Raw genomic sequence first — 19,747 nt, 5'->3', positions numbered from 1 at the left:
ACCGCCCCGGCCACGGGGTCCCCCGCGCTGCGCCCGCCGGTTCGTCTAGACCTGAGCGAAACGGTACCGAAAGATCGTGGCCAGCGAGTCGACCGCAAAACCTGAAACCTCAATCACGGAGCACCTCAACGAGCTTGTCCTCACAAGCTCCGACGTGGGCGAATTCCTCCGTGAGCTTGCCCGGATCTCTGCACGCAGCCTGTCCGAGCCCGGGGACGAAGTCCTCTGCGGCGTGACCCTGCTGCGGCACCGCAAGGCAGCAACCGTGGCAAGCAGCAGCCCCGAGGCGCAGGCCATGGACGAGATCCAGTACGCTTTCGGCGACGGTCCCTGCATGACGGCCTCGCGTGAGCAGGTGACCATCCACATCACGGACCTTGAGAACCACGACCGCTGGAAAAGCTACGCCGAGACGGTGCTGGGGCAGGGAGTCCGCTCCATCCTCGCCCTCCCGTTCGTGCTCGAGGGCGAAACCCGGGCCGCACTGAACCTTTACTCACACCGTCCTGGCCGTTTCGAGGGCCGGGTGCTGGAGCTGGCGCAGGACTTCGTCAGCCAGACGTCGATGGCGCTCAGGCTGGCCGTGCGCTTCGCCCACTACAGCGACGCAGCGGCCAACCTCAAGGCAACGCTGGAAACCCGGACAGTGATCGACGTCGCCGTCGGCGTGATCATGGCGCAGAACAGGTGCAGCCAGGAGGAAGCCTTCGAGCTGCTCAAGGCGGCGTCCAGCACCCGCAACATCAAGCTGCACAGCGTTGCGACGTCGATCGTTGACTCGCTCGGCCAGGGCCCGGCAAAGACCCACTACGAGGGCTGAGCTGCCGTCCTAGGGGCCACCGAAACTCTGGCCCTCGGGATCCTGCCCCATGTCCCGTGAAGAGCCGCCAGTTCCCGCACCGCTAGTTCCGAAGCCGCCGGTTCCGGCACTGCGGGAGACGCGGACCTTCCGGGCACCCGCAGCAGGCTCTTCGGGCAGCGGAACGCGGACTTCCAGAACGCCGTCGGTGTACGAGGCGCGGATGTCCTCGTGGTTCACCGGGGCGGGAAGGCTTACCGTTCGCGAGAACGTGCCGAACCGGAATTCCGAGCGGTACCCTTCCTTGTCCTTGTGTTCCGATTTTTCTTCACGGCGGACTGTGATCTGCAGCTGGCTGCCGGCCAGGGTAATGTCGACATCATTGTCAGGATCGATGCCCGGTGCTTCAGCCTTTACCACTAGGGAGCCAGCCTCCCGGTATTCCTCCACCCGGAGCCACGCGTCCAGATCCCCCTCCAGGAAACGGCGGAAGGGTTCCGGGATATCCACGCCGGCCCGCCTGAATATGTTGGTCATCGCTGTTACCTCCTGTCAGCTTCCGGCCCCAATGCAGGATGCGGAGGACCGGAACCGGTCCCAACACCACAAAACTACGCCCTTGCGGAGCGCTTGTTAAGGCGCAGTAGGAACGCTTGCCACGGGCTGCCCATGCAGCCTCCGGCTCTGCCAACAGGAATCCTGAGAGTTTCCTTGTGAAAACCCGGGAAGTTTCCGGCAGCAGCTCCGGCCCCTGCGCCAAAGCGCACGTTTTCGCCGCCCGGACCCCCCAAATTCCGCACGGAACCTTCTATCAAGGGGTGCGGGCACCGAGCTTTTCACAGGAGACATGGTGCAGATTGGCACCATGCAAGGGGTCAGGCAGCCAAGGGAGGAGCCCCAGTGAAGACGCTGTTACTGCTGTGCATTCCGGTGGTTACTTTCGCAGCACTCGACGTCTGGAACCAGGCGGTTGCGGAGCCCGCGCCCGTTCAGGGGCCCGGCATAGTGGTCGCGGAGGTCTCGACGCCAGCCGATGCAGAATTCCTGGTGGGAAATGCGACCATTCACGGAGGTCCTGGTGGACGCTAACACTGCCACCCCTGGCGAGCCGAACCGGCTAAACGTCCCCTCCGAGCGCGGGAGATGCTCCGAGGATGCAGCGGATGAGTTGGAGGACTTCTGCAGCGAATCCCTGAGGTCGATCGACAAGACGGTGATGCGCGCCCAAGTCATCGAACTCATCCTGGATATCCTCGCCACCACTGATGTGCAATCGGAAGCCCGGCACCGTCTGCTGCAGCACCTGGCCTTGCATCCGGGATCCCCCGAGCAGGCGCTCCTGTGCCACCTGAGCGAGAACGCCTGCCTTCCGCCGGCTGCGGGCGCCGACAGCCTGGCTGCGGGCGCCGATACCCTTCCGGCGGGCGGAGACTACGTCGCAGCCGGGGCGGCGGACCGGCCGGAGCAAGGCAGCGGGGACTCGGGTGAAGGATCGAAGCCGAGGTGGCTCCCGACCCAACTGCGGAACCTGTTGCGGCGCGACTGATTCGGACCGGCCGCTGAAGAGGGCCGACGGGCGGCCGTCCACCGGCGGCGTCAGCTCCGGTGATGCCCGATCAGCCAGCCGGCCATCTGCTGCGCCCGCTTGGAAGCGAGGAAGTCGCCTTCCGTTGCGGAAATGATGGAGCCCTTCATCAGGATGTGCCAGGAGCGGGCGAATTCGTCAGGGCGTTCGAGTCCCGCCTCCTCTGCGAGCGCCTGGATGTGGCCGCGGATTCTGGCGAGGTAGCCGATGCTGGCCTCGCCAAGCGGATGTTCCGGGCCCATCTCGAGGAGGACATTGATGAAGGTGCACGCTTCGAAATCATCGCGCTGGAACCAGTCGCCGAAGACGTCGAAGATGGCCAGCAGGCGCCCTTCGGGAGTGGTCCCCCGGCGCCTCGCCTCGGAGACAATCAGGTCCACCGTCCAGACTTGGTCACGGAGTGCCAGGAATGCCAGGACCAGTGCATCCTTGGACGGGAAGTGGCGGTAAAAAGTGGATTTAGCCACGCCGGACCGTTCGATCAGCTCATTGATTCCGACGTCGCGGACACCGCGGTGGGAGAACAGCTCGTAGGCAGTGGCGAGGATCCGGTCCACCGGTTCACTATGTCCGGTGCGCACCTCGGCAGGCAGCAAGGCATCCCCGGTTGCATCAGGAGCAGTCATTAGAGAATCAGTGTACCTTGGTACTGGCAGAGACAGACCTGTCTGTCTTATTGTTTTAGGAACATCACTGCAATGGGGCAGAAACAGGAGGGTACCGATGGACGAAGACATTCGCGCGGTGGAAGAGGCCGTGGCGACGCTGGAATCTGCAGTAGTAGAGCACGACCCGGCAGCGGCAACCCTGCAGAACGCAGTCGCCGCGGCCGTCACCCACGGCAAGCCGATCCGTGAAATAGCCGCGGCCGCGCACATGACAGCGCTGGAGGTCCTTGACGCCGCCGATGCCGTCGCATATCCCCAGCAGGCGATGCAGCCCTGGATGCTCGCCCAGTAGCTGCGCGCTAGACCTTGCGCAAACTTGATTGGATCCCGAGTTAAACCTGCGGCAAGCCTGATCGGCCCGCGCGACCCTTAAGCGTCAGCCCCTGGAGGAGCGATCCTTCCAGGGAAAGCATGCAACTAGGACCGCTAGGAAGCGGGAGGCGCCATGAACCAGTCAGTAGCTCTCGAGGAAGTCGTCGAAGTCGGCGGTGTCATCACCGACCGTCAGCCGCTGGACTTTTACCGGCTGGGGCTCGCCGGCTGCATCGACAGGCTCACCGTCCCCCTGCGCCGCCAGGGCACCTGCGTCCGCTGGGAGACTCCCCACCACGGCGTTGAGATCTCGTCCGGCTGCGCGTCCCTGCTGTACCAGTCCGCGCAGGAGGCGCTGAGCAACACGTTCAAGCACGCGCACGCCACCGATGTCACTGTCCGGCTTGCCGCCGTGTTCCACGGCATCCGCCTCATGGTCGCTGACAACGGCACCGGCTTCGCATTGGTTCCGCCGGCCGCGGAACACGTCGACGGCCACGGACTCAGGACCATTTCACAGGCGGTCGAGGAAGCGGGCGGGACCGTGGACATCACCTCGGCTCCGGGCACCGGCACGGCCATCACCATCACCATTCCGCTCGACTGACCGCATGCATCGCAGCACGCCTGCATCCCGTGCCTCGCCTAGGATGCTGTGCATGACCCTTCCGAACGTTGAGCCCCCCGCCGTCCGGGCTTTCGAATCCGTAGAAATCCAGCAGGCCGTCGCCGGACTGCGCGGCCGGCTGAACGCCGGAAGGCGGATTCTCCTCGGCGTGGCCGGTTCCCCGGGGTCCGGCAAATCCACCTTCTCGGCCTGCCTGGCCGACGCCCTCGGCCCCGATTCCGCCCTGGTGTTGCCCATGGACGGTTTCCACCTGGGCAACGCCATCATTGACGGCACTCCCCTGCGGCAGCGCAAGGGCGCGCCGGACACGTTCGACGTCGGCGGTTACCTTTCGCTGCTGCAGCGGCTTGCGCGCCGGGACGAGGACGTCGTGTATGCGCCGGACTTCCGGCGGACGATCGATGAACCCGTCGCCGCATCACTGGCCGTCCCGGCCGCCCTCCCCGTCATCGTCACTGAGGGCAACTATCTGCTCAGCGACGATCCGCGCTGGCAGCAGGTGCGGGCGCAGCTGGACGAGGTGTGGTTCGTCGACACACCGCATGAACTGCGCCTTGCCCGCCTGGTTGAACGGCACATGCGCTATGGCATGGACCGCGCTGCGGCCGAGGCCTGGGCCAACGGGCCGGACGCAGCCAATGCGCGCCTGATCGAAGCCACGCGTTCCCGCGCCGACAGGATCATCCCCTGGTTTTAGCTACCTGTCCTCGGCGTCCCACAGCCCGGATTCCTCCGCGGCCTCTTCCGGCTTGTGTTCGCTCTCCGGCGCTCCACTGCCCACGTAGCTGGCGGGCACTGTTCCGCCCGGCTGTGTCATCTGTTCCTCACGAATATTGTGTGCCGTGCCTGCTTCGGGATGGGGCTGCTCCTGTTCGACGGCGTCCGGGTCGCCGGGGCCCCGAAGGTCGCTTGGCTCTCCCGCGTTGTGCTTGCTGTCGGTCATGCCACTGCCTCTCACTGGGAAATGCCGGTCGCGTCCCAGTCTAGGCACCGGGCCTAGGATCTGCGCAGCGAGCTTGCACGTCCGGGCACGGCGCCGGCCACGGACCCCAGCACCAGCAGTCCGGCAATCAGGGCTGCCATACCCACCAACTGCCCCAGGTGCACGCCGATCCAAAGGTCGCTGCGGGCGTACTCGGCGAAGGCCGCGGCGTGGTCGTTCGCATTCGCCCCTTCGGGATGCAGGGCTCCGGCGGCGAAGGACAGCACGACGCCGGCCACGAGCAGGACCGCGGCCAGCCGCCGGGGGCTCGGGCCGTCGTCGTGATTCTGGCCTGTAGGAACGTGACGCGTGTCCATGGCAGCCACTCCTTCGGGAGGAACCGTCCGATGTCAGTAGACTACGCCCGCACGGGTGCCCATCCCAGCGCCGGGGCCACATGGCGGGCGATGTTTCCCAGCAGCTTGGCGTTGTACTCCACGCCGAGCTGGTTGGGGACGGTGAGCAGGAGCGTGTCCGCTGCCTGCACCGCGGTGTCGGCGGCGAGTTCCTGGGCTATGACGTCCGGCTCCCCGATATAGCTTTTGCCGAAGCGGGAAAGGGTACCGTCGAGGGCGCCCACCTGGTCCCTGCCTTCGCGGAGGGCGCTCAAGCCGAAGTACTGCCGGTCCTCGTCGTCGGCCAGGGGCAGGACGCTGCGGCTGACCGAAACGCGCGGCTCATGGCCATGCCCGGCCGCCGCCCACGCCCCACGGAACATCGCGATCTGCTCTGCCTGGAGCTCGTGGAACGGCACCCCGGTGTCCTCGGTCAGCAGGGTGGAGCTCATCAGGTTCATCCCCTGCTCAGCCGCCCAGACCGCCGTTTTCCGTGTCCCGGCGCCCCACCAGATCCGCTCGGGCAGCCCCTCGGACCGGGGCTGGACCGGCAACAGCCCGGTGGCTCCCCCGGCGTACCGCGGGTCGGCCTCCACCACGCCGGCGCCGGCTATGGCCCGCCGGAACTCCTCGGCATGGCGGCGCGCCATGTCGGCATCCGTCTCACCGTTCCGCGGCACATAGCCGAAGGCCCCCGCCCCGTTCCGTGCGGGTTCGGGTGAACCGCGGCTGATGCCGAGCTGGAGCCGGCCGCCGCTGATGAGGTCCGTGGCCGCTGCCTCCTCCGCCATGTACAGCGGGTTCTCGTAACGCATGTCGATGACCGCGGTGCCGAGCTCAATACGGCTGGTGCGGGCTGCGGCCGCCGCGAGCAGCGGGAACGGAGACGCCTGCTGGCGCGCGAAATGGTGCACGCGGAAAAACGCGCCATCAATCCCAAGCTCCTCCGCGGCCACGGCCAGCTCAATCCCCTGCAGCAGCGCATGCCGCGCAGTCCTTGTGCGGGAACCCTGCACCGGTCCCCAGTGGCCGAAGGACAGGAAGCCAATTCGTTTCATGCCGTCCTCAACATCCCAGTCTCCGCTGCCATTCCTGCAGGCTACGCCCCGTGACAGGCCACGCGCACCGGGCTGCGATCCCGATAGGTTGGTACCACCGCTTGAGGACGTCCGTTCTCGCGAGACCGAAGGGAATGTAGACATGGCTTTCATCACCGTTGGACAGGAAAACAGCACCGACATCGAGCTCTACTATGAAGACCACGGAACCGGACAGGCTGTTGTCCTCATCCACGGCTATCCCCTGGACGGATCCTCCTGGGAGAAGCAGACCGCAGCCCTGCTCGAGGCCGGCTACCGCGTCATCACGTACGACCGCCGCGGCTTCGGCAAGTCCAGCAAGCCCACTACCGGCTACGATTACGACACCTTCGCGGGCGACCTCAACGCCATCCTCACCACCCTGGACCTCAACGACGCAGTGCTGGTGGGCTTCTCGATGGGAACAGGCGAGGTAGCCCGCTACCTCTCCACGTTCGGATCGGCCCGCGTGTCCAAGGCTGTTTTCCTGGGATCGCTTGAGCCCTACCTCCTGCAGACCGACGACAACCCCACCGGGGTGCCGCAGTCGGTCTTCGATGGCCTTGCAGAGGCAGTTAAAGCTGACCGCTACGCCTTCTTCACCGAGTTCTTCAAGAACTTCTACAACAGCGACACCTTCCTGGGCACGCCACGCCTCAGCGAGGAGTCCGTCAGGGCCAGCTGGAACCTCGCCGCCAGCTCCGGCGCATTCGCCTCGGTGGCCGCCCAGCCCACCTGGATCACCGATTTCCGCGCCGACATCCCGAAGATCGACGTCCCGGCCCTGATCGTGCACGGCACCGCGGACAACATCCTGCCGATTGACGCCACCGGCCGGGAATTCAGTAAGGCTCTGCCGGAGGCCGACTACGTGGAAATCGATGGCGCCCCGCACGGCCTGCTCTGGACCCACGGAGCAGAGGTCAACGAGGCCCTGCTCGGCTTCCTGCGCAAGTAGCACGGCGGAAAGGGAGGGCAGTCGGCGCCGGGAGGATCCGTCGTCGACTGCCCTTCATTGTCGGAAACAACCGCTCTTGGTTGACAGTTTCCGTAAATCAGTGTTGACACGCACTTCCGGAGGTACACTCGGAATACCGGATCCGGACGCTTCCCTTGAGGAGGACCCGGCTCCGAGTCCACCCGACAATTCCCGGTGGACGATCATAAAGCGGCAGAAGTGGTTGATAGGTCTCCACGCGCCCCGTGATCTTCTAGTCCTGCCCGAACAAATATGTAGGTGCATCCCTAGGCAGGAGCAAAAAGTTATGACCATCACCTCGCCAACACGGCAGCGCCGCCCATTGGCAGCCAGACTCGCTTTGGCTTCGACTGTTTCTCTGGGACTGTTAGGTGGTCCCTTGGCCTTCGCCGGCGCCGCCAGCGCAGCGCCGTCGTATGACTACGGCAAGAAGGACAGCTGTTCCGTTACGGCTTACACCCCAAAGAAGGCTGACTACGGCAACAGGGATCGGGACTACGGCAAGTCCGTTAAGGTCGAGTTCAAGTTCAAGATCCACTGCGACAAGCGCACCATGGTTTACTTCGACCACAAGATGTTCCAGGGTCACGGAAGGAACGACAAGGACCTCGGGCGTGACCACGGTTGGGTCTGGGTCCACGGAGATAAGTACTTCAGCGATAAGGCCAAAGTACACGCCGACCGTGGCGACAAGGATGTCAAGGTGTCCCACACTGTCAGGATCGTTTTCAAGGAAAGGAACGGGCACGGCCACGACAATTGGAAGTCGGATTCCGACCGCGCCTCCGCTCGGATTGACCTCGACAAGGGGCATCGAGGCTACTAGCGCAGTCGCCAGTAGAGCCCAATTTGAGTCCTAGCAACTGAACCGAAGCACGACGGCGGCACTTACGTGCCGCCGTCGTCCTTTGTTTACTCTCGCTCAAAGAGAACCAGTGGTGAACGTCCAGCTGGTGGATTTCAGCGGGTTGCCCGCCAGGTCGCGGACCGCGGCGGTTCCGCCGGTCACGCTGACCGTGTAAGTGGTCCTTGCGGCGAGGGTCGCCGAGGGATTCAAGATCCACTGGTTCGTTGTGCCGTTGCGGGAAACGGTGGCCGCCACCTTGGCACCGGTGGCGGAGTTCTTCAGCGCGACGGTGCCCGCACCGGCACCCTGGACAGCCTCGCTGAAGGTCACCGCGATGTTGCCGGCGCGGCGCACCAGTGTGGCGCCCGGGCGCGGCGTCGTGGCCGTGATGACCGGGGCCGGGCCGGTGGTAAACGTCCAGCTGGCGGTGGCCAGCGGGGTGCCTGCGGTGTCGCGGATGGCGGCGGCTCCGCCTGTGAGAGTCACCGTGTACTTGGCGTCGTTGGCGAGGTTGGCCCCCGGGTTCAGCGTGGCGGTGCGGGCGGTGGAGTTGTACGTGACGGCCGCCGGCACCACGGTCCCGGCCGCGTTCTTCAGGAGGAAGCTGCTGCCAGTAACTCCTTGGACAGCCGTGCTGAAGGTGGCCGTGATGTTGCTTCCGGCGGCAACGGCGGTGCCGCTCACGCCGGGCGTGCGAGCCGTGACCGTGGGGGCCGCGGCGGTGGTGAAGGACCAGCTGCCCGTCACAAAGGGCGTGCCCGCGGCGTCCCTGATGGCAGAGGATCCGCCGGTCAGGGTCACCGTGTACTTCTGCGACGGGTCGAGCAGGCTCTCGGGGTTCAGCGTTGCGGTGCGCGTGGCGGCGTCGTAGCTGACCGCCGCGGGCACTGTTGCTCCTGAGGCGCTCCGGAGGACGAAGGTGGAACCGTTCACGCCCTGGACAGCAGTGCTGAAGGTGGCGGTAACGTTGGATCCCACGGCGGCACCGGAAGAATTGGCCGCCGGGCTGAGCGCGGACACGGACGGCGCGGTGAGGACCACGGCGGAAGGGTCGGAGAACAGCAGCCGGTTCGGCGTCCCGGTGGTGGCGCCCGAGACCGCACCGGAGGTGGCGGCGGAAAGCAGCTTCGCCGCCACGTCCGCCGGCACCAGCCCGGGCGACCGGGACAGCATCACAGCTGCGGCGCCCGCAACGTGCGGGGACGCCATCGAGGTGCCGCTCATCAGGGCCGTGGCCGTGGTCGAGCTGGAGGAAGCTGACTTGATGCCCACGCCCGGCGCGTACAGGTCAACGCAGCTGCCGTAGTTGGAGAAGCCCGCCTGCTTGTCCGCGGAATCGCTCGCGGCAACGGTCAGCGCGCCGGCAACCCGGGCCGGGGAACTGTTGCACGCATCGACGGCGGAGTTCCCGGCGGCGACCACTGCGGTGACGCCGTCGTCGATGATGCCCTGCACCGCGGCGTCCACCATGGCGCTGGTGGTGCTGCCGAGGCTCAGGTTGGCCACGGCCGGGGTACCGGCCTGGTGGTGGGAGGCGACCCACTCCAGCCCGGCAATCACATCCGAGTTGAAGCCTGACCCATTGCAGTCCAGCACGCGGACGGAAACTACCGTGGCCGCCTTGGCCACGCCGTAAGTCTTTCCCGCGATAGTGCCGGCAACGTGCGTGCCGTGGCCGTTGCAGTCCCCGGTGCCCAGCCCGTCGGAAATCGCCGACCACCCCGAGGCAACGCGGCCGGTAAGCTCCGCGTGCGCAGACAGCACGCCGGAGTCAACCACGTAAGCGCTCACGCCTGCGCCTGAAGACGCCGAGGTGTAAGTGCCGGACAGCGGCAGGGCGCGCTGGTCAACGCGGTCCAGGCCCCACGCTGCGGACTGCTGGGTGTCGGCAGCCGTCACCGGAGCATCGAGTTCGACGGCGGCAACGCCCGCCGAGCGCATCAGTTCCGCCGCCTGCCCGGGCGTTGCCGTGACCACGGCGCCCCTGATGGCTTTGGCGAACGTGCGACCGACGGCGATGTTCCGCGAGCGCAGGTTCCGCACAGCCGAGGAAACGTCGGTCCCGGCGGAGTAGCGCACGATGTAGCGGGCAGCCGCCGACGCAGCCCCGGTTTCCGAGGCGGCAGCACCGGCTGACACTCCGGCGGTGGGAGCGGCCAGGGCCGTCAGCAGCAGCGAGGCCAGGGCAGGACGGAGAACAGACGAAGCGCGAATTTTGGGTTCCTTCGAACGAGCTGAGGGCCGGCGGGGAAAGCCAGAGGAAGGCTGCTTCCAGTGTATTTTCCGCGGTCCGCCGCAACCCCGTTGCTGGCTCGAACCTTCGGCGAAGCTTCGAAAGCTGCGCTAAAACCGGCGAAATCCTGCGCTTGCCTGAACTCCTGCCCGGCCCCACATGCTGCACTGTTGGTGCAGACCTGCGGCCGGAGCCGCAGGTCTGCTCATCCCCAGGGACGCGGAACCCCGAACTTTCTGGGCTGCCGGACTACCGGCCCCGCGCCCACGAGCAAGTTCAGGGTTCCGCTCCCCTGCCGCAACGGGAGTGGAACACTGCAATTGTTGGGCCGGCTGCTTCTGGAAACCTTGGAAAAGTTGCCCGCCTGCTGCTGTTCCCACCCAAATGGGGTGTCGACAAGTGCTCCGTCGGTTCTATATCCAGTTGTTGTGCTTGAACGTGGCGTACAGGACCAGCCCCATGCCGATCATCAGCCCCAGCGCCATGGGATAGCCGAAGATCCAGTCCAGTTCAGGCATCGTATGGAAGTTCATCCCGTAGATGGTGCCGATGAGCGTGGGCGCGAAGAGGATGGCCGCCCAGGAAGAGATCCTCTTGACCTGCTCGCTCTGCGCAAAGCTGGACTCCGTGAGGCGGCGCATCTCGTCATTCTGGCGCTGGGCAACGAGGGCCGCGTTAACCGCGAGCGCGTTCTGCAGCAGTGCCCGGAAGGACGCGATCCGGTCGTTGAGCCGCAGGACGTGGTCCAGCACATCGCGGAGGTGGTCCTGGAGCTCGGGGCCGGGGTGGTGGTCCGGCGTTCCGGTGACCAGTGCCTGCAGGATCCCGGCCAGCGGCCCGGTGGCGCGCTGCACGGTGATGACCTGGCGGGACAGTTCGTAGATGCGGCGGGACACCTCCGGGTCCGCGCCGAACAGTTCGTCCTCGATCTCGTCGATGTCGTTTTCCAGGCCGGCCGCAACCGGTTCGTACTCGTCGACCACCTGGTCCAGGATGGCGTACAGCACGGCGTCGGGACCCAGGGCAAGGAACTCCGGCTGGGATTCCATGCGGCGGCGCACCCGTGCCAGGTCCGGTGATTCCGCGTGCCGTACGGTGACAACGAAGTCCGGGCCGGCGAAGACGTGGATCTCACCGAACTCCACCTTTTCGACCTCGTCGAGGTACCGCGCCGGGCGCAGGACCAGGAAGAGCATTTCACCGTAATGCTCAAGCTTGGCGCGCTGGTGCCCGGTCAGCGCGTCTTCAACCGCAAGTGGGCTCAGGTCGAATTCGTCCGCCACTGACCGCAGTTCGCGCGGGTCCGGCCGGTAGAGCCCGATCCAGGCCATGCCCTCGCGTTGCCGCAGCAGGAAGTATGTTTCCTCCAGCCCTTCCGGATCCGCCGTCCGGCGCCCATCCACGTACACCGCGTTGTCGATGATGGCCACAGCGGCGCCTCCTCAGCTGGAACGGCATCCCATGCAGTGACGTTATCCCTTGCAGAACGCCGTGCCAATAAGGGGCCGCGCAACAAGCCGTGCCCGCGCACCAGCCTTGTCAGCGCAACAAGGGGCCGCCGGCTCTGCTGCTGGCGGCCCAAGTGCTGGGGTTCAGAGTGGCCGGGTCAGATTAGGGCGTGGAGGCCGCGGCTGACCGGCCGCCCGAACGATGCCGCGCCGAGGAACTCAACGGCCACGAACGGCTCGGAACCCACCACCCATTCATCGTGCCCCGGAGGAATCGCATACGTGTCATTGGCGCGGATGAAGGAGCGGGCACCCTCAGGCGCCTCAACCTCCATGACACCGGAGAGGCAGAAGCCGAGGTGGTTGTGCTGGCAGAAGGGCGTTTTTTCCGTGGGCTTGGTGCATTCCGACCAGCGCCAGCCGGGGGCGAGGATCAGCCGGGCAACGGAGAAGTCGTTGACGCTGACCAAGTCCACCTCGGCTTTGTCCGGGCACCTCTTCTTGTCCGGTTCATCGAAGGATTTGACGGCAAGGGCTGTAATGAAATTGGCGGTCATGTAGGTTACCTGCAGATTGGTTGAGACCTGAAATTTGAAGGCGGTTTCCGGGCGAAACGGCCACGCTGGCAAGATGCGGGCTGCCGCCGAACGTGACGGTACAACAGCCGCATCTTTTTGGTGTGGCTTCCCCTCGCCACACACGCGCACGCAACAGATCACATGTTGACGTAGTCCAACCGTAGACCTCTGCGGGCCGAAGTCAATGGGAATCCGGCGGCGGCCGGCAGGTCCTATTGGTAGTCGGCCAGCCAGAGATCCGGAGTGCGAACGATGCCATCGAGTCGCCGGCATATGAAATTCAGTTGCCCGTGACGGGGGCCCGGCCCGAGGCTACCGGCCGTAGAGCTTCACGAAGTTCCGCAGGATCTTCATGGGTTCGGTGGCCGTGTACGTCCTGGCTTCCGCCATCAGCTCCTCGGCGGATTCGGGCGGGAAGTATCCGGCGTGGCGGTAGATGTCGATCCTGGTCACCAGGCCTTCGGCGTCGAGTTCGGGGTGGAACTGCGTGGCATACAGGTTCTGCTTGATCCGGAACATGTGCACGGGGCAGGCGGCGGAGCTCGCCAGCAGCACCGCGTGCGCGGGCAGCACCGTGCACCCTTCCTTGTGGCCCGTGAACGCGGTGAACTGTGCGGGAAGGCCGGCCAGCAGCGGATCCTGCAGGCCCTCCGGGCTCAGGCTGATGGTTACGCCGCCCAGCTGCTCGCCGTAGGTCCGGTCGATCACGGCGCCCTGGTGCAGGCCAAGGGTACCGACCCCGTAGCAGGCGCCCAGGAACGGGAAGTCCTCCGCCACGATCCGGTCCAGCAGCCCGGACAGTTCGCGCTCCACACGGTGCTGGGCTTCGGTCTTCTTTTCGGGAGGGTCGCTCGAGGTGAACGGGCTGCCGCCCACGATGACGCCGGAATAGTCATCCAGGTCCAGCTTCGGCAGGGGTGCGCGCTCCATCCGGATCCGCTTCAGCTGGTGCGGTTCCAGCCCGCAAAAGCGCAGATACGACTCGTATTCATCGTCCGCGGCGACGTCCTCGGCCCGCGAGGCAAGCAGCAGAAACGGCTTCACGTGCTTACTTCAGCAGGGCGACGTCGGACACGAGGGTGATGTGGTCCAGCATCGCCGCCGCGGCGGCATCCGAGTCCTGGACCCGGATGGCGTCCGCGATTTTGCGGTGGGATGCCAGTGACTGCTCCGGCCGGCCGGGCTGTCCCAGCGATTCGAGCCGCGTTTCGAGGATCATCTCGGCGATGAAGGTCATGAGTTGGGCAAGCACGCCGGAGTGCGCGGCGGCGGTGATGGCCTGATGGAACAGCTCGTCGCCGTGGGCCCCTTTGGCGCCCGAGGCCACCTCTTCCGCCATGACGTCCAGGGCTTTGTCGATCGCCCGCATGTCCTCGTCGGTGCGGCGCTCCGCGGCAAGCTCGGCCAGCTTGACCTCGAGCGTGCTGCGGGCTTCGACGATCTCGGGAAGGCGGCTGCGGTGCTCACGTAGTCCCTTGAGCACGGAGGGAACGTTGGGCCGGTAGACAAGCACCGCCCCGGTCCCGTGCTGGACGTCGATCACGCCCAGGACTTCCAGCGCCACCAGCGCCTGGGCAAGCGTGGCCCGGGAAACACCCAGCCGCTCCGCCAGGTCCCGCTCGGCGGGAAGGGTGTCGCCGGGCCCCAGCTGCGCGGACTCGATGAAATCCATGAGCTGCTCCACGAGCTGTTCGTAGAGCCGGGGCCGGGCGACACGGGAAATCTGTTGCGTTGCTGTCTTCCTGGGCATGCGCGTCCTTCCGGCGATCTGGGTCCAGCTTAGCGGAGGAATATTGACAAAGTCACCTAGTGTCTAGGAGGCTAGGCCAGTGAGCTTGTAAGCCACATCACATCAACTCTCACCCCGGAGGCACAACGATGTCCGCTCCCGTCCTCTCCATCATCATCCTGGCGGTGATGTTCCTGCTGGCCACGGTGCTGCCCCTCAACATGGGCGCCCTGGCTTTTGTGGGCGCGTTCCTGCTGGGCTCGGTGGTGCTCGGAATGTCCACCAGCGATATTCTCGCCAACTTCCCCGGCGGCCTGTTCCTGACGATTGTCGGGGTCACCTATCTGTTTGCAATCGCCCAGAACAACGGCACCATCGACCTGCTGGTCCGCGGCGCGGTCCGGCTGGTGGGCAGCAAGGTGGCGCTCATCCCCTGGGTCATGTTCGCCATCACGGCGGTCATCACCGCCGTCGGCGCCCTCTCCCCGGCCGCCGTCGCGATCATCGCGCCGATCGCGCTGAGCTTCGCCGCGAAGCACAAGATCAACCCGCTGATGATGGGCATGATGGTCATCCACGGCGCGCAGGCCGGTGGCTTCTCCCCGATCGCCGTCTACGGCGTCACGGTCAACGGCATCATCGCCAAGACGGATCTGGAAGCCAGCCCGATGGCCATCTTCCTCGCCAGCTTCATCTTCAACCTCGCCATCGCCGTGGTGCTCTTCATCGTCCTGGGTGGCAGCAAACTGCTCTCCACCAAGACCGGCCGGCTCGTTGAACAGGCCGCCGAGTCCAGGATGGCCGTCAGCGTCGGCGCCCGCGCCGCCGGTGCCACCCTGAGGGGCTCCGGCACCGACATCTCCTCATCCGGCGTCGCAGCCAAAGGAACCTCCGGCTCCTCTTCTGCCGCCAAGTCCGCCGATGCCGGCGGTGCCCGCGCCACTGTTCCGCAGCTGGTCACCATCGCCGGCCTGATCGCGCTGGCCGTCATCTCGCTGGGCTTCAAGGTGGACGTCGGCTTCGTCTCCATCACCATCGCCATGGTCCTGGCCCTCGTCTCACCGGCCGCCCAGAAGGGCGCCATCAACAAGATCAGCTGGTCCACCGTCCTCCTCATCTGCGGCATGCTCACCTTCGTGGGCGTCCTCGAGGAAGCCGGCACCATCAAGTTCGTGTCCGACGGCGTCGCCCACCTCGGGATGCCCCTGCTCGCGGCCCTGCTGATCTGCTACATCGGCGCCATTGTCTCGGCCTTCGCCTCCTCCACGGCCATCCTCGCCGCGCTCATCCCGCTGGCCGTCCCGTTCCTGTCCAGCGGCGAAATCGGTGCCGTCGGTGTGATCGCCGCCCTTGCTGTCGCCGCCACCATCGTGGACGTCTCGCCGTTCTCCACCAACGGAGCCCTGGTACTCGCCAACGCCCCGGAGGACGTGGACAAGGACAAGTTCTACAAGCAGATCCTCGCCTACAGCGGCATCGTCGTCGTCGCCGGCCCCGCCATCGCCTGGCTGGTCATGGTCCTCCCCGGCTGGATGTAGCCGGCCCGAACAGCACCAGCAGCCCCTCCAAGCAAGAGAAGGAACACCCAGCATGAGCCATGAATCCACGCCCCAGCCCGAAGGGCCACTCGCCGGCTACCTAGTGGTGGACCTGAGCCGCGCACTGGCCGGACCCCACGCCGGCATGATGCTCGCGGACCTCGGCGCACGGGTCATCAAGGTTGAGAACCCCGGCACCGGAGACGATACGCGCGGCTGGGGGCCGCCCTTTGTCGGCCCCGAGGACGATCCCCAGGCCACGTACTTCCTCTCCTGCAACCGCAACAAGGAATCGATCGCCCTGGACCTGAAGAGCGACGACGGGCGGACGGTGCTGCGTGAGCTGCTGGAACGCGCCGACGTCGTCATCGAAAACTTCCGCCCCGGCGTGCTGGACCGGCTCGGCTTCTCCGCCGCGGAGATGCACGCGCTGAACCCTGCCCTGGTGGTCCTGTCCATCACCGGTTTTGGCCACGACGGCCCCGAGTCACGCCGCAGCGGCTACGACCAGATCCTGCAGGGTGAGGCCGGGCTGATGTCCCTGACCGGTTCCGGTCCGGATGATCCGCAGCGGGTGGGCGTTCCCATCGCGGACCTGCTCTCCGGCATGTACGGGGCCTTCGGCACCCTCGCCGCGCTGCTGCAGCGTGAACGGACCGGCCAGGGGCAGATCGTGCGGACCTCGCTGCTCGCCGCGCTGATCGGTGTGCACGCATTCCAGGGCACTCGCGCCACCGTTGCGGGCGAGGTCCCCAAGGCGCAGGGCAACCACCATCCGTCCATCGCGCCGTACGGCCTGTTCCACTGCCGGCAGGGCCGCGTGCAGATCAGCGTGGGCAGCGAGAAGCTGTGGCGCACGTTCGCATCCACGTTCGGCGTTGACGCGAACCGTCCGGAGTTCGCGTCCAACGCAGAGCGCGTCCGGAACCGGGAAAAGGTCATCGAGGAGGTGGAGCGCGTGTTCGCCGATTACGAGGCGGAGCCGCTGCTCGCGAAGCTGAACGACGCCGGGATCCCGGCCGGCAAGGTCCGCACCCTGGACGAGGTCTATGAGTGGGAGCAGGTCCACTCCCAGGGCCTGGTGATCGACGTCGACCACAAAATCCTCGGCAACGTCACCCTGCCGGGTCCGCCGCTGCGCTTCTTCAGCGCCGCGGACACCGCGGAAACCACGCTGAAGGCCCACACTGCGCCGCCGCTGCTGGACCAGGACGGCGATCAGATCCGGCAGTGGCTGGGCCTTATCCCGGCCGACGCCTCCGCCGGCGCCGCCTCTGCCGGGGAAGGCCGCTGAGCATGGGGCCAGGTCAGAATATGGGCACAGGTCAGAAGGTCCGGCATCTGGATGCCGCCGAACTCATCGCCGCCGTGCTCGATCCCGGCTCCTACCAGTCCTGGGACTCGCCCGTGGTGGACCCGGACCCCAGCCCCGAATACCGGCAGGAGCTGGCGGCGGCCCGGGAGAAGACAGGCGTCGACGAATCCGTCCTCACCGGTGAAGGCCTCATCCGCGGCCGGCGCGTGGCCGTCATTGTCAGCGAGTTCCGCTTCCTGGCCGGCTCCATCGGCCTCGCCGCAGCGGAACGAATCGTGAACGCCGTCGAACGGGCCACCCAGGAGGGGCTTCCGCTCCTGGCCGGTCCGGCGTCGGGCGGCACCCGCATGCAGGAGGGCACCATCGCGTTCCTGTCCATGGTGAAGATCAGCGCGGCCGTCCGGGCACACCGGCAGGCCGGCCTGCCTTACCTCGTCTACCTCCGGCACCCCACCACCGGAGGCGTCATGGCCTCCTGGGGCTCCCTCGGGCACATCACCGTGGCCGAGCCTGGCTCCCTCCTCGGGTTCCTGGGGCCGCGGGTCTACGAGGCCCTCTACGGTGAACCGTTTCCGGAGAACGTCCAGGTGGCCGAGAACCTCTTCGACAAGGGCCTCATTGACGCGGTGGTCCCGCCGTGGCAGCTGTCCGACGTCGTCGACCGCGCCCTGAGTATCCTGGTCGCCGGGCCCCATGCTCAGGTACGGCCGCCGCGGACACTGTCCGTAAAACCGTCCGACGCCGGAGCCTGGGAATCGGTTGAAATCTCCCGGAACCCGCGCCGCCCGGACCTGCGGCAGCTGCTGGCCTACGGCGCCCGCGATGTGCTTCCACTCAACGGCACCGGCCAAGGCGAAAAGGACCCGGGGCTGCTGCTGGCTCTGGCCCGCTTCGGCCGGAAGTCCTGCGTGGTGATCGGGCACACACGGCCCCGGCCCTCCCAACAGACCGCAATGGGGCCGGCATCGCTGCGCGAAGCCCGCCGCGGCATGCGGCTGGCCGAGGAGCTCGGGCTGCCCCTGGTGACGGTGATCGACACCGGTGGCGCGGCACTGTCCAAGGAAGCGGAAGAAGGCGGGCTCGCCGGCGAAATCGCGCGGTCCCTCCACGACCTCATCGGACTCAACTCCCCCACGGTTTCGGTCCTGATGGGCCAGGGCACCGGCGGCGGGGCGCTGGCGCTGTTCCCGGCCGACCGCACCATCGCGGCCCAGCATGCCTGGCTTTCCCCGCTGCCGCCCGAGGGCGCGAGCGCCATCGTGCACCGCAGCACGGAGTGTGCCCCGGCCATGTCCGAGGCACAGGGCGTCAACGTCGCCTCGCTTCACGCCCACGGCATGGTGGAGCACATCGTGGACGAACGGCCCGACGCCGCACACGAGGGTAGGGCGTTCTGCCAGCGTCTGGGGCAGGCGATCGAGTACGAACTGGCGGCGCTCTCGGCGGCAGGGGTGGCCGAACTCCTCCCGCAGCGGCTCGAAAAGTACCGCAACCTCGGCGGTCTGGTCCCCCTCCCCCTCTAGGAGCCGCCTCCCCTCCTCTAGCAGCCGCCTCCACATGGAGTTTTTGTCCAGATAATGGGGCTTCGGAGCCTCCGAGCGGCCATTATCTGGACAAAAACTCGGGACTCAGCGGGACAGCTTCTGGGTGTCGGGTTCCGGATCGCCGATGTGGCCCGGCGCATTGGCCGCCAGGACACGCTGGACGAAGGCGCAGTACTCCTCCATGTAGTGGCGCAGGAAGGCCGCGGTGGATTCGTCCTTGACCTCGCCGTCGCTGCCGAACACGTCCGGGTTGAACTTCACGTAGGCCTCGGGGGCATTGAGCTGCGGGGCGTCGAGGAAGCTCAGCACGGCGCGCATGGAGGACTGCATCACCGCTGTGCCGATGCTCCCGGGCGAGGCGCCGATGATGCCGGTGGGCTTGCGGGCGAAGGAGTTGGTGCCCCAGGGACGGGAGCCCCAGTCGATGGCGTTCTTCAGCGCACCGGGGATTGAGCGGTTGTATTCCGGGGAGACAAAGAGGATGCCGTCGGAGCCTTCGATGGCCTCTTTGAGGGCACGGCCTTCGGGCGGGAAATCGGCGTCGTAGTCGTAGCTGTACAACGGCAGGTCCTTGATGGGGATCTCGGTGAATTCAAGATCCCCGGGGGCAAGCTTGATGAGTGCCTGGGAGAGCGTCCGGTTGATGGAGCCGCTGGCCAGGCTCCCTACGAAATAGCCAATCTTGTGCGTAGCCATAGTGGTGTTCCTTCCCAACAGCCGGCGCGGACCGGCTGGGTAGACGGTGCAAAGGGCAGTGCTGCGGCTGGCAGCCGCAGGGGCATTTCGGGGTGCAACCCCAGCAGTTCAACCAGGCGATCCCCACAGTTCAGCACAGAACAGCATCCCCGGCCAGAGCGGGCGGCCGGTCCTTGACAGCCAGACAGGTGCGGTAGCTAGATGAACGTTAAGCGATGGCCACACCACACAACCGCAACAGAGGAGCGGCAGTCATGAGCGAGATCCCGGAGCCACTGCAGCGCATCCACAGTGAGGCCCCCGCCGAAGGGGATGAAACGGCAGACCCCACCGACATCCGCATGCATTCGCAGGATCCGGCGGAAGGTGCTGACAACGTCGCAGAACCTGCGCCCAAGGCTGCCGAGACATCCTGACGGAAATTCCCGCCCGCCGTCGGGCAGCCTGCTTCG

At 66.3% G+C, this 19,747-nt stretch carries 22 protein-coding genes; 11 read left to right on the top strand and 11 right to left on the bottom strand.

Features of this window, described 5'->3' with window-relative positions:
• Positions 1-76: 76 nt before the first annotated feature.
• Positions 77-820 carry a GAF and ANTAR domain-containing protein gene (locus CXZ05_RS19490; RefSeq protein WP_102974165.1) on the top strand — a complete coding sequence of 248 codons (744 nt, stop codon included), beginning with the start codon at positions 77-79 and terminating at the stop codon, positions 818-820.
• A gap of 9 nt (positions 821-829) precedes the next feature.
• Here the strand turns inward: CXZ05_RS19490 and CXZ05_RS19485 are convergent, their stop codons facing one another.
• Positions 830-1,336 carry an Hsp20/alpha crystallin family protein gene (locus CXZ05_RS19485; protein WP_102974164.1) on the bottom strand — a complete coding sequence of 169 codons (507 nt, stop codon included), beginning with the start codon at positions 1,334-1,336 and terminating at the stop codon, positions 830-832.
• Between the two features lie 541 nt (positions 1,337-1,877).
• Here CXZ05_RS19485 and CXZ05_RS19480 point away from each other — a divergent pair.
• Positions 1,878-2,345: a hypothetical protein gene (locus tag CXZ05_RS19480; protein WP_146033122.1), complete on the top strand. Its 468-nt coding sequence runs from the start codon at positions 1,878-1,880 to the stop codon at positions 2,343-2,345.
• A 50-nt stretch (positions 2,346-2,395) separates the two neighbouring features.
• Here the strand turns inward: CXZ05_RS19480 and CXZ05_RS19475 are convergent, their stop codons facing one another.
• On the bottom strand, positions 2,396-3,010 hold the full coding sequence (locus tag CXZ05_RS19475) for a TetR/AcrR family transcriptional regulator (RefSeq protein WP_102974162.1): 615 nt from the start codon (positions 3,008-3,010) through the stop codon (positions 2,396-2,398).
• A 97-nt stretch (positions 3,011-3,107) separates the two neighbouring features.
• Here CXZ05_RS19475 and CXZ05_RS19470 point away from each other — a divergent pair, with 97 nt between their 5' ends.
• The 3 genes from CXZ05_RS19470 (at position 3,108) to CXZ05_RS19460 (ending at position 4,689) form a co-directional block, all read left to right on the top strand.
• Positions 3,108-3,344 (top strand): hypothetical protein, encoded by a 237-nt coding sequence (locus tag CXZ05_RS19470; RefSeq protein ID WP_102974161.1) that lies wholly within the window; start codon positions 3,108-3,110, stop codon positions 3,342-3,344.
• Positions 3,345-3,497: 153 nt separating this feature from the next.
• A complete protein-coding gene (locus CXZ05_RS19465; protein ID WP_102974160.1) occupies positions 3,498-3,971 on the top strand; it encodes a sensor histidine kinase in 474 nt (157 codons plus the stop codon).
• A 52-nt stretch (positions 3,972-4,023) separates the two neighbouring features.
• The gene (locus CXZ05_RS19460) at positions 4,024-4,689 is read left to right on the top strand and encodes a nucleoside/nucleotide kinase family protein (protein WP_102974159.1); all 666 of its coding nucleotides are present in this window, start codon (positions 4,024-4,026) and stop codon (positions 4,687-4,689) included.
• Here the strand turns inward: CXZ05_RS19460 and CXZ05_RS19455 are convergent, their stop codons facing one another.
• From CXZ05_RS19455 to CXZ05_RS19445, 3 genes are read right to left on the bottom strand one after another with little or no spacing between them, the layout of a single operon-like run.
• Complete coding sequence (locus CXZ05_RS19455; protein WP_102974158.1) at positions 4,690-4,935, bottom strand: hypothetical protein; 246 nt, start codon at positions 4,933-4,935, stop codon at positions 4,690-4,692.
• 53 nt (positions 4,936-4,988) lie between these two features.
• Entirely contained in the window at positions 4,989-5,291 is a 303-nt protein-coding gene (locus CXZ05_RS19450; protein WP_102974157.1) for a hypothetical protein, read from the bottom strand.
• A 41-nt stretch (positions 5,292-5,332) separates the two neighbouring features.
• Entirely contained in the window at positions 5,333-6,367 is a 1,035-nt protein-coding gene (locus CXZ05_RS19445; RefSeq protein WP_102974156.1) for an LLM class flavin-dependent oxidoreductase, read from the bottom strand.
• A 142-nt stretch (positions 6,368-6,509) separates the two neighbouring features.
• On the opposite strand from CXZ05_RS19445, the gene CXZ05_RS19440 reads away from it, so the two are divergent.
• Positions 6,510-7,346 carry an alpha/beta fold hydrolase gene (locus tag CXZ05_RS19440; protein WP_102974155.1) on the top strand — a complete coding sequence of 279 codons (837 nt, stop codon included), beginning with the start codon at positions 6,510-6,512 and terminating at the stop codon, positions 7,344-7,346.
• A gap of 307 nt (positions 7,347-7,653) precedes the next feature.
• The gene (locus CXZ05_RS19435) at positions 7,654-8,193 is read left to right on the top strand and encodes a hypothetical protein (protein WP_146033121.1); all 540 of its coding nucleotides are present in this window, start codon (positions 7,654-7,656) and stop codon (positions 8,191-8,193) included.
• Between the two features lie 96 nt (positions 8,194-8,289).
• Here CXZ05_RS19435 and CXZ05_RS19430 read toward each other — a convergent pair whose 3' ends face one another.
• From CXZ05_RS19430 to CXZ05_RS19410, 5 genes are all read right to left on the bottom strand, one after another.
• Positions 8,290-10,353 carry an Ig-like domain-containing protein gene (locus CXZ05_RS19430; protein ID WP_258006649.1) on the bottom strand — a complete coding sequence of 688 codons (2,064 nt, stop codon included), beginning with the start codon at positions 10,351-10,353 and terminating at the stop codon, positions 8,290-8,292.
• 507 nt (positions 10,354-10,860) lie between these two features.
• A complete protein-coding gene (locus CXZ05_RS19425; RefSeq protein ID WP_102974152.1) occupies positions 10,861-11,877 on the bottom strand; it encodes a magnesium and cobalt transport protein CorA in 1,017 nt (338 codons plus the stop codon).
• 176 nt (positions 11,878-12,053) lie between these two features.
• Positions 12,054-12,452 (bottom strand): cupin domain-containing protein, encoded by a 399-nt coding sequence (locus tag CXZ05_RS19420; RefSeq protein WP_102974151.1) that lies wholly within the window; start codon positions 12,450-12,452, stop codon positions 12,054-12,056.
• A gap of 333 nt (positions 12,453-12,785) precedes the next feature.
• Positions 12,786-13,517, bottom strand: coding sequence for a glutamine amidotransferase (locus CXZ05_RS19415; RefSeq protein ID WP_102974150.1), 732 nt, complete (start codon positions 13,515-13,517; stop codon positions 12,786-12,788).
• Between the two features lie 4 nt (positions 13,518-13,521).
• Positions 13,522-14,223, bottom strand: coding sequence for a FadR/GntR family transcriptional regulator (locus CXZ05_RS19410; RefSeq protein WP_102974149.1), 702 nt, complete (start codon positions 14,221-14,223; stop codon positions 13,522-13,524).
• A 128-nt stretch (positions 14,224-14,351) separates the two neighbouring features.
• Between CXZ05_RS19410 and CXZ05_RS19405 the strand changes: the two genes are divergently transcribed.
• From CXZ05_RS19405 to CXZ05_RS19395, 3 genes are read left to right on the top strand one after another with little or no spacing between them, the layout of a single operon-like run.
• Positions 14,352-15,740, top strand: coding sequence for an SLC13 family permease (locus CXZ05_RS19405; protein WP_102974148.1), 1,389 nt, complete (start codon positions 14,352-14,354; stop codon positions 15,738-15,740).
• Between the two features lie 52 nt (positions 15,741-15,792).
• The gene (locus CXZ05_RS19400) at positions 15,793-17,034 is read left to right on the top strand and encodes a CaiB/BaiF CoA-transferase family protein (protein ID WP_102974147.1); all 1,242 of its coding nucleotides are present in this window, start codon (positions 15,793-15,795) and stop codon (positions 17,032-17,034) included.
• A 20-nt stretch (positions 17,035-17,054) separates the two neighbouring features.
• Positions 17,055-18,578 carry a carboxyl transferase domain-containing protein gene (locus tag CXZ05_RS19395; RefSeq protein ID WP_102974146.1) on the top strand — a complete coding sequence of 508 codons (1,524 nt, stop codon included), beginning with the start codon at positions 17,055-17,057 and terminating at the stop codon, positions 18,576-18,578.
• Between the two features lie 105 nt (positions 18,579-18,683).
• Here the strand turns inward: CXZ05_RS19395 and CXZ05_RS19390 are convergent, their stop codons facing one another.
• Positions 18,684-19,295 (bottom strand): NADPH-dependent FMN reductase, encoded by a 612-nt coding sequence (locus CXZ05_RS19390; protein ID WP_102974145.1) that lies wholly within the window; start codon positions 19,293-19,295, stop codon positions 18,684-18,686.
• A 254-nt stretch (positions 19,296-19,549) separates the two neighbouring features.
• Here CXZ05_RS19390 and CXZ05_RS23185 point away from each other — a divergent pair, with 254 nt between their 5' ends.
• A complete protein-coding gene (locus CXZ05_RS23185; RefSeq protein WP_180987467.1) occupies positions 19,550-19,711 on the top strand; it encodes a hypothetical protein in 162 nt (53 codons plus the stop codon).
• Positions 19,712-19,747 lie beyond the last annotated feature (36 nt).

The sequence above is a fragment of the Arthrobacter sp. AFG20 genome, assembly GCF_002892795.1.
Lineage (GTDB): Bacteria > Actinomycetota > Actinomycetes > Actinomycetales > Micrococcaceae > Arthrobacter.
This window is presented reverse-complemented; position numbering and strand designations above follow the sequence as displayed.